The sequence below is a fragment of the Halotia branconii CENA392 genome, assembly GCF_029953635.1.
Classification (GTDB): Bacteria; Cyanobacteriota; Cyanobacteriia; order Cyanobacteriales; family Nostocaceae; genus Halotia; species Halotia branconii.
In genome coordinates this window covers 2,793,619-2,805,375 of record NZ_CP124543.1, presented here as the reverse complement: position 1 = coordinate 2,805,375, position 11,757 = coordinate 2,793,619, and the positions used below count along the sequence as shown (strand labels likewise).

At 41.0% G+C, this 11,757-nt stretch carries 10 protein-coding genes; 7 read left to right on the top strand and 3 right to left on the bottom strand.

Annotation, left to right across the window (positions count from 1 at the left end; genetic code table 11):
• Positions 1-160 precede the first annotated feature (160 nt).
• Positions 161-1,486, bottom strand: a complete 1,326-nt coding sequence (locus QI031_RS12265; protein ID WP_281485416.1) for a DUF58 domain-containing protein — start codon at positions 1,484-1,486, stop codon at positions 161-163.
• Positions 1,487-1,689: 203 nt separating this feature from the next.
• Here QI031_RS12265 and sixA point away from each other — a divergent pair, with 203 nt between their 5' ends.
• The 7 genes from sixA to QI031_RS12230 all read left to right on the top strand — a co-directional run bounded on the left by sixA (position 1,690) and on the right by QI031_RS12230 (position 7,847).
• Entirely contained in the window at positions 1,690-2,184 is a 495-nt protein-coding gene (sixA, locus tag QI031_RS12260) for a phosphohistidine phosphatase SixA (RefSeq protein WP_281485415.1), read from the top strand.
• A gap of 112 nt (positions 2,185-2,296) precedes the next feature.
• Positions 2,297-3,433, top strand: a complete 1,137-nt coding sequence (locus QI031_RS12255; protein WP_281485414.1) for a citrate synthase — start codon at positions 2,297-2,299, stop codon at positions 3,431-3,433.
• A 481-nt stretch (positions 3,434-3,914) separates the two neighbouring features.
• A complete protein-coding gene (gene nuoH / locus QI031_RS12250) occupies positions 3,915-5,033 on the top strand; it encodes an NADH-quinone oxidoreductase subunit NuoH (RefSeq protein WP_281485413.1) in 1,119 nt (372 codons plus the stop codon).
• 86 nt (positions 5,034-5,119) lie between these two features.
• Positions 5,120-5,704 (top strand): NAD(P)H-quinone oxidoreductase subunit I, encoded by a 585-nt coding sequence (gene ndhI, locus QI031_RS12245; protein ID WP_281485412.1) that lies wholly within the window; start codon positions 5,120-5,122, stop codon positions 5,702-5,704.
• 83 nt (positions 5,705-5,787) lie between these two features.
• The gene (locus tag QI031_RS12240) at positions 5,788-6,438 is read left to right on the top strand and encodes an NADH-quinone oxidoreductase subunit J (RefSeq protein ID WP_281485411.1); all 651 of its coding nucleotides are present in this window, start codon (positions 5,788-5,790) and stop codon (positions 6,436-6,438) included.
• 176 nt (positions 6,439-6,614) lie between these two features.
• Positions 6,615-6,920: an NADH-quinone oxidoreductase subunit NuoK gene (gene nuoK / locus QI031_RS12235; RefSeq protein ID WP_006199065.1), complete on the top strand. Its 306-nt coding sequence runs from the start codon at positions 6,615-6,617 to the stop codon at positions 6,918-6,920.
• A gap of 6 nt (positions 6,921-6,926) precedes the next feature.
• A complete protein-coding gene (locus tag QI031_RS12230; RefSeq protein WP_281485410.1) occupies positions 6,927-7,847 on the top strand; it encodes an NAD(+) kinase in 921 nt (306 codons plus the stop codon).
• Positions 7,848-7,989: 142 nt separating this feature from the next.
• Here the strand turns inward: QI031_RS12230 and QI031_RS12225 are convergent, their stop codons facing one another.
• Positions 7,990-10,620: a DNA polymerase III subunit alpha gene (locus tag QI031_RS12225; RefSeq protein ID WP_281485409.1), complete on the bottom strand. Its 2,631-nt coding sequence runs from the start codon at positions 10,618-10,620 to the stop codon at positions 7,990-7,992.
• Between the two features lie 409 nt (positions 10,621-11,029).
• Entirely contained in the window at positions 11,030-11,209 is a 180-nt protein-coding gene (locus QI031_RS12220) for a hypothetical protein (protein ID WP_281485408.1), read from the bottom strand.
• Positions 11,210-11,757: the final 548 nt, after the last annotated feature.

Genomic DNA, 11,757 nt, shown 5'->3' with positions numbered 1-11,757 from the left:
TTGTCAGATCCCCGACTTCTTCAAAAAGTCGGGGATCTTGCAGCTAGGGTGTGAACAAGGTAATCTCGCCACAGTCTTGTACCAATCAAATGAAATCGAGTTTTCTGAAACTAACGGTAAGTGAAGCCATTCACTGATTTTTCCTGTTCCCTGTTGCCTTTCATAGTTGATTTCGGGCTTTGAGTTGCAAATATCGTTCAACAAGTTGCTCTGTGATCTGATTTGCTGGTGCATCAAGGACTAACACGCCTTTTTGTTTCAACTTTGCAAAAGCAACTTGCCGCTGTGCTAATAAATCTAGAGCGACTGCACGTCTGTATGCATCTGTAACATTTTCGGTGAATTGGTGTGCCAGATAATCAACTTGAGGATCTCTAAGAGTCACGCAAAACGGTAGATAGCGAGGTGCTAAACAAGAGAGTGCAGCCAATAGTTCGGTAGAAGCAGTGACATCAACTAAGTCTGTAATGAGTACCACCAGCGCCCGGCGAGTTTGCCGTTGCACAACACTGGTTACAGCCCCTAAGTAGTCAGATTCCAGCAGCACAGGTTGAATAGGAGTTAGGCGATCAATTAGCTGACTCAACTGAGATTGACCTCGTTCTGGTGAAATCCATGTATGCATCTGGCGATCAAATACACCTACCCCGACGCGATCGCCTCGATGCAACCCTGCTAAAGCTAAAGATAAAGTTGCATTCAATCCCCAGTCAAAGCGCTGCAAACCTTGCACTTTAGCAGTCATTAACCGTCCTTGATCAAGCAAAATCAGTAATGTTTGCTCTTGTTCTGGTTCTAGAACCCTTACCAATGGCGGTGTATTGCTGTAAGCACCGACGCGGCGGGCTGTAGCTTTCCAATCAATAAACCGTAAATCATCACCAGTACGATAGTTTCGTAGTTCTGCAAACTCTGTACCGATACCCGTTTGGCGAATTTTGCGAATTGAACCAGATGATTGCAGTGTCAAGCGAATTGAAAGCGATCGCAACCCCAATAAATCTGGATAAACTTTGACGTGCAGGCTTTGGGGAATCTGCCAATTGTCCCAGGCTAACCCCCAAGTTCCTAACTGTCGTATTTGAATATTCCCCCAAGCAAATTCTCCCCGCTGTTTGGGTTGAACTGTATATCTCAACTCTTGGGTGGTATTCATAGGAACAGTGGCGTTAAGTGTGGATGTAGATACGCCAAATTCTGGGGGATAGTCATCTCGAATTTTAATTACAGCATTGGCATTTGCTGATTTTATTGTTAACACAACCAAATTATCCCGCCCAATAGACAATCGTGGCGGTAATTCACGGCTAATTTGTACGCGTCCAGACTGCGATCGCCAACCATCCACAACCATCAATCCCAAAACAGTAAAATCAAATAGCACAGTGACGACGATGCTTGCCGCAATGCTAAAAAATAGGGATATGACCAAGGCGATCGCAATGCCAAATATCAACAACCAATAAACACGTTTTGACGGAACCATTTTTTAAGGGTGGAGGATAAAATTATTAATACCAATTTTCTTTTGTATAGAAAATTATGGTAGCAATGACCAAATAATTACTAATTCGTAATTCGTAATTCGTAATTACTTGGTGTCATAAGCTGTTCCACATTTAACTTACATATTTTTGCCGAACTGTACACTAGTGGTTTAACAATGTACCAATAAATCTTCTGCGCTATATGGAACTATATTTAATTCGTCATGGCATCGCCGAAGAACAGACGAATAACATAAAGGACGAAGAACGAAGTCTCACCCCAGAAGGTCGGCAAAAAACAGAGAAAGTTGCCCAGAGAATTAAAAATTTGGGTTTACAGTTTGATTTAATTCTCACCAGTCCTTTAGTCCGCGCCCGCCAAACAGCTGAAATTCTCATAGCCGCTAAACTTAGTTGCCAACTAGAAGAATCTCACCACTTGGCCTTTAATGGTGACATTTCTAGTTGGCTGGTTGACTGGCTAGAACCCAAAAATTATTCCCAAAATACCCAACTTGCCTTAGTAGGCCATGAGCCTTGTTTGAGCAATTGGGCAGAAATTCTCCTTTGGGGAGAAGCCAAAGACAGTTTTGTCTTGAAAAAAGCAGGTATGATCGGAGTAAAACTACCAGAAACAGGTTCGCCTGTGGGTCGTAGTCAGATGTTTTGGTTGACACCACCCAAGTACCTGCTGTAACAGGTTTTCAACTCTTCTCAAAAAATTGTTGTTAGATCGGCTACTGTTATGGCAAAAATAATTTCTGGTAAGTTAGCGTGATCGGATATTTCACAAAGTAAATGGTGTTGCCATGATGGTGTGCGAATACAAGCCTGGTTTAGAAGGCATTCCCGCCGCCCAATCAAGTATCAGTCATGTAGATGGGCAAAAGGGAATTCTAGAATATCGTGGCATCCGGATTGAGGAATTAGCAGAAAAAAGTACCTTTCTGGAAACTGCTTATCTCTTAATCTGGGGCGAACTGCCAAGTCAAGAAGAATTGGCAGCGTTTGAGCATGAAGTTCGCTACCACAGACGAATCAAATATCGCATCCGGGACATGATGAAGTGCTTTCCAGAAAGCGGTCACCCAATGGATGCTCTACAAGCCTCTGCTGCTGCTTTAGGGTTGTTTTATTCGCTCAGAGATTTACATAACCCTGCCTACATTAGAGATTCTGTGGTGCGGCTAATAGCAACTATTCCCACGATGGTAGCGGCATTCCAGTTAATGCGAAAAGGTAATGACCCTGTAAAGCCGCGTGATGACTTAGACTACTCTGCCAATTTCCTATACATGCTCAATGAGCGAGAACCTGATCCGTTAGCGGCGAAAATTTTTGATATCTGCTTGATACTTCATGTCGAGCATACAATGAATGCTTCTACTTTCAGTGCTAGGGTGACAGCTTCGACCTTGACTGATCCTTATGCCGTGGTTGCTAGCGCCGTCGGAACTTTAGGAGGCCCGTTGCATGGCGGAGCCAACGAAGAAGTGATCCAGATGTTAGAAGAAATTGGCTCTGTAGAAAATGTACGTCCTTATGTAGAAGATCTTATCCAACGCAAAGCCAAAATTATGGGTTTTGGGCATCGTGTTTATAAAGTCAAAGATCCACGAGCCACAATCTTACAAAACCTTGCAGAACAGTTGTTTGCCAAGTTTGGGACAGACAAATATTACGAAATTGCCCAAGAAGTAGAGCGAGTGGTCACAGAAAAGTTGAGTGGCAAAGGGATTTATCCTAATGTTGACTTTTACTCAGGTTTGGTGTATAGGAAAATGGGGATTCCTACAGACTTGTTTACACCCGTATTTGCGATCGCCCGTGTTGCTGGTTGGCTAGCCCACTGGAAAGAACAACTAGCAGAAAACAGGATTTTCCGTCCTACCCAAATTTATAATGGTCAGCACGAAATTCCTTATAGACCCATTGACCAACGTTAACTAGCAGTCATCTTAGCCTCCAGTGACCAAGTAAATTAGAAAACCGTTGTCAAAATGGAGGCGGTAGTTTTATCTTGCCTTTTTGGGCTAAGAGTTAGTCTTAGGGACTAGGAAAGGGGAGGCAGGGGTAACTTTCTTCATCCCCCGGTCGCTGAGCGTCTTGTACTGAGTTTCGACTGCGCTCAACTACCGCGTAGTCGAAGTAGCCAAGGCGTACACCCCGCACCCTGCCCCAATTCCTTTTCTTCCCTATGCCCACTTTCCATAAATCTTAATCATTATCATAAGCAAAAGTTCTCCTATAGTTTCAAGAGCCAAAAACCATCCAACGATATACTAGGCATGGGAATTTGCAAAAACATCTTCAATCAGGCAGGGTGAAAGCATGAAGGCTGAAGGATGTTAGCGTAGCAAGGCGTTAGTCCAAACTGAAATTTTATACTTCATATTTCACACTTCAGTTGACTTAAAGAGCAGAAACATGAACTCAGGAATTGACCTCCAAGGAACTTTTATCGAATCCTTAATGGATTTAGGACTACCAGCAGGTACAGCCAAAGCTATTTGGATGCCTTTGCCGATGATACTAATGCTCATTGGAGCAACAGTGGGGGTACTGGTTTGTGTTTGGCTAGAACGAAAAATTTCGGCATCAGCACAACAGCGGATAGGCCCTGAATTTATTGGGCCTTTGGGTTTACTAGCTCCAGTAGCAGATGGTCTAAAACTGGTATTTAAAGAAGATATTGTGCCAGCTAAAGCTGACCAATGGTTATTTACTCTAGGCCCAATCATTGTTGTATTACCAGTATTTCTGTCTTATTTGATTGTTCCCTTTGGACAGAACATCGTCATTACAAATGTGGGAACAGGTATCTTCTTATGGATTGCTTTGTCTAGCATTCAGCCAATTGGGTTGTTGATGGCCGGCTACGCCTCTAATAATAAATACTCTCTCTTGGGAGGGTTGCGGGCAGCAGCACAATCAATTAGCTATGAAATTCCTCTAGCGCTGAGTGTACTAGCGATCGTGATGATGTCTAACAGCCTCAGCACTGTTGATATTGTTAATCAGCAATCCGGTTATGGTATTCTCGGCTGGAACATTTGGCGGCAACCAGTGGGTTTCATCATCTTTTGGATAGCCGCCCTTGCTGAATGCGAACGAATGCCTTTTGACCTGCCTGAAGCAGAAGAAGAAATAGTCGCAGGTTATCAGACTGAATATTCTGGAATGAAATTTGCACTGTTTTATCTCAGTTCTTATGTCAACTTAGTGCTTTCGGCTTTACTCGTAGCAGTTTTATACCTAGGTGGTTGGGACTTTCCTATCCCTATCAACATCATTGCTGGCTGGCTGGGAATTAGTGAAGCAAATCCCGTATTACAGGTAGTCACAGCCTCCTTGGGCATCGTTATGACTGTAATCAAAGCCTACTTTCTAGTGTTTACCGCTATCTTATTACGCTGGACAGTACCACGGGTTCGGATTGACCAACTGTTAGATTTAGGATGGAAGTTTTTGCTACCAGTTGGTTTGGTTAATCTCTTATTAACCGCAGCCCTGAAATTAGCCTTCCCCATCGCCTTTGGTGGCTAATAGAGACTTATGAGTTATGAGTTATGAGTATTTTATTAACTCCTCACTCCTAACTCTTATGACCTGAAGAGAGAGAGTAAAACACGATGCTAAAGTTCTTAAAGCAAGTTGGTGATTACGCCAAAGAAGCAGTACAAGCCGGTCGTTATATCGGTGAGGGACTATCTGTCACTTTCGACCACATGCGCCGACGTCCGGTTACTGTGCAATATCCTTATGAAAAACTGATTCCTAGCGAACGGTTTCGTGGCAGGATTCATTTTGAGTTTGATAAATGCATTTCCTGTGAAGTCTGTGTTCGGGTTTGTCCGATTAATCTGCCTGTAGTCGATTGGGAATTTGAGAAAGCTAACAAAAAGAAAAAACTTAAGCACTACAGCATTGACTTTGGAGTTTGTATTTTTTGTGGTAACTGTGTGGAATTTTGCCCAACTAACTGTTTGTCAATGACAGAAGAGTATGAGCTTTCCACTTACGATCGCCACGAATTAAACTATGACAACGTAGCACTTGGTCGCCTACCCTACAAAGTCACAAATGACCCAATGGTTACACCCTTACGTGAATTAGTTTACTTACCCAAGGGTGTTATGGACCCACATGATCTGCCTACTGATGCGCCTCGCGCTGGTTCGCATCCAGAAGACCTTATGGAACAAACTGAAAAATAGTCATTAGTCATTAGTAACTAACAACACTTCCACAAGCTCAGTGCATCGCTGACAATTAATAACTGAACAAAGGACAAAAAATAGTGAATCTAGCCGAAGGAGTACAGTTTGTTTCGTTTGGCATATTAGGTGTAATGATGATTGGTGCAGCCATCGGTGTAGTGCTGTTTTCTAACATCGTTTATTCTGCTTTTATGCTAGGAGGCGTATTCATCAGCATGGCAGGAATATACTTATTGCTAAATGGTGACTTTGTCGCAGCAGCACAAGTATTGATTTATGTGGGGGCAGTGAATGTGCTGATTTTGTTTGCCATTATGTTGGTAAACAAACGCCAGGATTTTGCACCATTTCCTAGCGCTGGAGTTAGGAAGATACTCACCGCCATTGTCAGTCTAGGATTATTTGCGCTTTTGAGTGTAATGGTATTAGCGACTCCTTGGGCATATTCAACTTCTGCTGTAGCTGGCGAAAGTTCCGTAATTTTGATTGGTGAGCATTTCTTTACCGACTTTTTGTTACCTTTTGAACTGGCTTCTATTTTGTTGCTAATGGCAATGGTAGGAGCGATTATTTTGGCGCGTCGTGAGTATTTGCCAGAACCATCAACAACTTCAGAATTGTCACAAACCGTTTTGACTTTGCCAGAACGTCCCAGAGAACTAGTATCAACAGGCATAAAAACTGCATCCAGCGATCCTAATACCCATCGTGGTGATTCTCGTCGGGAATAAATTAGGGACTAGGGACTAGAGAAAAATATATTTATTATGTCTACTATGTCTTTCTTTTTGCCTCCTAGTCACTGAGCGTAACCTAAGTAGCTTGCGTTGCCCTGAGCTTTGCCAAAGGGTCGAAGTACTGCCTTCTGACAACTGACAACTGACCACTGACAACTGACAAAAAATTCATGCAACTCCAGTACTTTTTATTACTTGCAGCAGCTTTGTTCTGCATCGGTATTTATGGTTTAATTACCAGCCGCAACGCTGTACGGGTGCTGATGTCAATTGAGTTACTACTCAATGCTGTTAATCTGAATTTAATGGCATTTTCCAACTTTCTTGACTCAACATTAATTAAGGGTCAGGTTTTCACAGTATTTGTGATTACCGTGGCAGCTGCTGAGGCGGCGGTAGGTTTAGCGATCGTGCTTGCCATTTATCGCAACCGTGATACCGTCGATATGGAGCAGTTTAATCTCCTGAAATGGTAATTGCGTGTGCAACTCAAGCAGGTAATCATTGCTTATAAGGCGCGAGATTCTCAAAGTAAACGCTGGGCAGAACTCTGCGCCAAACAACTGGAAAATCGCAATTGCCAAGTTTTGATGGGGCCTAGTGGCCCTAAAGATAACCCTTATCCGGTGTTTTTGGCTTCCGCTGGTCAACCCATCGATTTGGCTTTAGTACTTGGTGGTGATGGTACTGTTCTAACTAGTGCCAGACATTTAGCCCCAGCTGGTATCCCCATTTTAGGAGTGAACGTGGGTGGTCATCTGGGCTTTTTAACCGAGTCAGTAGATGAATTTCAAGACACAGAGAAGGTTTGGGATCGGCTGTTTGAGGATCGCTATGCTATCCAGCGGCGAATGATGGTACAAGCAGCCGTGTATGAGGGGCATGGTACGAATTTAGAACCAGTGACTGAACGCTATTTGGGTTTGAATGAATTTTGTGTCAAACCTGCTTCTGCCGATCGCATGATAACCTCAATTCTAGAGATGGAAATTGACGGTGAGGTAGTCGATCAATATGTAGGAGATGGATTGATTATTTCCACTCCTACAGGTTCTACAGGTTACACAGTTTCTGCTAATGGCCCAATCATGCACGATGGTATGGAAGCGATTACCATCACTCCCATTTGTCCCATGAGTCTTTCTAGTCGCCCTCTGGTTTTGCCTCCTGGCGTAGTTGTTAGTATTTGGCCTCTGGGAGATTACGATTTGAGTACTAAGCTATGGACAGATGGGGTCTTAGCTACTTCAATTTGGCCTGGACATCGTGTTGATGTGCGAATGGCTGATTGTCGGGCTAAGTTTATTATTTTGCGAGAAAACAACTCATACTATCAGACGCTACGAGAGAAGTTGCTCTGGGCGGGTACTAGGGTTCGCTACACTAATAATCACCGAAATTGATTGTTTTCTCCAGTATCTGCAATCTGACATTCCCTGGCTTTAGCTAACGCCTAGAGCTAGGGTGTTTTTGTATCTGGCTATGACTAAATAATACTAAATTGTAAAACAATATATTATTTGAAGCACAAAATGAGCAATAATTTTATCTTGGTAACTCCTTAACTTGCATCAAATCCAATCCCCGTTTAAAAATTTCATCAATTGGTAACATCTGACCATCAGTAGTCATAAACTTATGGTCTTTTGTTGCCCGAATTGTTGAACCATCTTCTAAGCAATATTCAAAAACTTCTTGTTGACCGCGATGATGCCACTGTGCTATTGGTTGCGTATAAACATTACCATTACTATCAATACTATAAACAGTGCATTTAATATTTTTTTCTACAATCTTGCCAATAGGCATTAAGCCATATTCTACAGTCAATATTTCTGTGTCATAACTTAAGCAATATTCAGCAAATTTTAACATTTGCTCAAATAATTCATCAGCTACTTGTTTTTTGACTCCATTTTTAGCTGCACCATCAACAAATTTTTCTCGCTGTTTTTGCATCTCCGAAACTTTCTTTTTACCCATTGCACGGCGTAACAAATCAGCTTGTCCTAAAGAATATCCAGCCATATCTTGAGCAATTTTCATAATTTGCTCTTGATAAACCATAATTCCGTAGGTTTCATTCAATACTGGTTCAAGAATAGGGCTTTGATAATCAATCGTTTCCCGTCCATGCTTACGGTTAATAAATTTAGGAATTAATCCTGCATCTAATGGGCCTGGTCGGTAAAGTGCCAAAATTGAAGAAATATCTTCTATATTAGAAGGCTTCAAATCTCGTACTATTTGACGCATTCCAGAAGACTCTAATTGAAATATTCCTTCTAATTCACCCGCTTCTAAAAGTTCGTAAGATTTCTGTACATCTTTTGGTAAAGTGCTATGTTCACCTTTAGCTAATATTTTCTGAGCTTTTCTTTCTTGACCTGTAATTTCATCTGGGTCAATACGATAGCCATTGGTTTGTTCAATCAAATCAATAGTTTTTTGAATCAATGTCAAGTTCCGCAAACCCAGAAAATCCATTTTCAACAAACCCATCGATTCCAAATCTTCCATGAAATACTGGGTAATTACAGAACCATCATTGTTTCTTTGTAGCGGCACAATTTCATCTAATGGGTCAGCAGAAATTACCACACCTGCGGCATGAACACCAAAGGTTTTGTTAGTTCCTTCGATTCGCATTGCCATATCAAGCCAATGACGAACATGAGGGTTATTATCGTATTTTTCTTTAAACTCTGGTTCTGGAGTTGCATCAGAAATCATCACCTTGAGTTTAGTCGGTTTACCCCTCACTACAGGAATTAATTTCGCCATTTTATCGGCTTCGCCGTAGGGAATATTTAATACTCTGGCAACATCTTTTAAAACAGCTTTAGAAGTTAAACGGTTAAAAGTAATGATTTGGGCGACTCTATCTTTACCGTATTTTTCTGTTACATATTCAATAACTTTATCTCGCTTTTCAATACAGAAATCTGTATCAATATCAGGCATGGACTTCCGTTCTGGATTCAAGAAACGTTCAAATAGTAATCCATGATGTACTGGATCAATATTGGTAATTCGCATTGCATAAGCAACTAAAGAACCAGCAGCTGAACCACGTCCTGGACCTACAGGAATATTATTATCTCTAGCAAATTTGATATAGTCCCACACAACTAAGAAGTATGTAGAAAAACCCATTTGCTGAAGCATTTTAAGTTCATATTCCAATCTTTCTTTATAGACTGGATCAACTTCGGTACGGGATTTGCGATTTAATCGTTCTAAAAGTCCTTGCCAAGCTACCTCTTCGGCATAAGTATCGGGAGTGTGACCAGAGGGAATAGGAGGAGTAGGAATTTGAGGCTCGCCCATAATATGGTAAGGCTCAACTTTATCGGCAACTTCTTCGGTAGTAGCTATAGCTTCAGTTATGACATCATCTGGCAAATGGTCACGAAATAATAACTGCATTTCTTCGGCGGATTTCAGATATTCTGTACCGCTATAACGCATCCGATTATCTTCAATAATGAGCTTGCCAGTTTGAATACATAACAAAGCATCATGTGCTTCAACATCAAAGCAAGAAATAAAATGAGAATCGTTAGTAGCAACAAATTTGATTTCTAATTCCCGCGCAATTTTGACAATTTCTACATTGACAATTCGGTCTTCTTGAGAGCCGTGGTCTTGAATTTCTAGATAAAAATCATCACCAAATACTTCTTTATACCATTTGGCAACTTTACGCGCTGCATCGGGTCTACCGCTGAGAATTGCTTGAGGAATTTCACCACCCAAACAAGCACTTGTAACAATTAAACCTTCATGATATTGTTTGAGTAAATCTTTATTGATACAAGGACGAGAAAAAATCCCTTTACCTTGTACACCTTGGAGATGAGAAATAGTGGTTAATTTAACTAAATTTTTGTAACCTTTAGTATTTTTAGCTAAGACGACTTGATGATATTTAGGACGACGTTCTTGTTTTTCAATATCACCGTTGATGATATACATTTCGTTGCCAATTATTGGCTTAATGTTTTTACTACGGCAAATCTTAATTAATTCGACAGCACCATACATGACACCATGATCGGTAAGGGCGATCGCTTTGATACCCAGTGCGATCGCTTGATCTACCAACTCTGGTAGCTGACTTGCTCCATCAAGCAAACTGTAGTCACTATGAATATGTAATGGTACAAAAGACATATACGTCTCCAAGCACAAGCCAAATATATCTCTGAGGATATCCCTGATCAATACCCCTTCGAGCAGGAATTTTTAAAGCAACGGGATCTTAGATTAACTTGTTTGCGGAAATTTAACTTCCGAAAGAGATGTTTTAATAGTTACATTAGTTAGATTACTCAGTTTTTAGTAGTAATAATGACACTGCCGTTTACGAGGCAATATCTGCGCTGTCTATCTCCCAAGTAAAGACAGTGCTATGTCTCTACTTAGACTTTAGGTAACGTATAATTAGTTTCCTATGATGTTTAGTAGTTAATTTTTATTGACAATATGACCGTCAATATATTAATAAACGGCAAAAAGCCACGTTCTTGAGACGAGGCTTAGTTTATTAATTGGTATTCAGTGCAACAGTGTTTATAAGAATCTAATGCTGTTGAGGTCCTTTAGCGTCACATTCTTTAGTCCAACACCGTTGAAGAAGTTGAATCCGCCAGCCTTGGGCAAAGCGGCGAGGATTCAATTCTAATTGAGAATCATTACTAAACAAAGGTTGGTTTAGATACTGCCAAATAGGAAATTTAATTTTGTTGTTTTGTGCGGTCATAGGAGGAACAATTAATATGAAGGCGTGGCAGCAGTAGTTGGCATTTTATATAAGAATTGCCAGATACTGATTTTCTAGTTAAAGATGACATGTTACTTATTCAGTTGTCTTGGTGGCAATTGCGGAATCTTACTGAAATATTTCTGCCAAACTCGCTAGACTAACCTTTAAGTGAAAAGTTCCTAATTAAATATTTATGATCAGAAATCCGCAGATATACGGAAACTGATATAGTAATCCGGTTTGATTCGGTGAATTTATTTGTGTAGGTAGGGAACAGGAAACAGGGAACAGTTAAGAAGGGATAGATATGTACTAAATCGTGTTCAAAAATCAAATAGGAGTCCTATATCAGACTTATTTGATTAATAGAAAATCTGGTATTGCTGAATCAAGGGATGAATTTTGTTTCGTGCATAGACACGGTAGCGGCTTCCCGCAGGGTAGGCGCAAAGGCGCGAAGAATCAATCTTTTGCTTTGGTCAAAAATTTTAATTCATCCCGCATTTATGCAACGCCGAAAATCTAACTCTATCAAAGCTACAGGA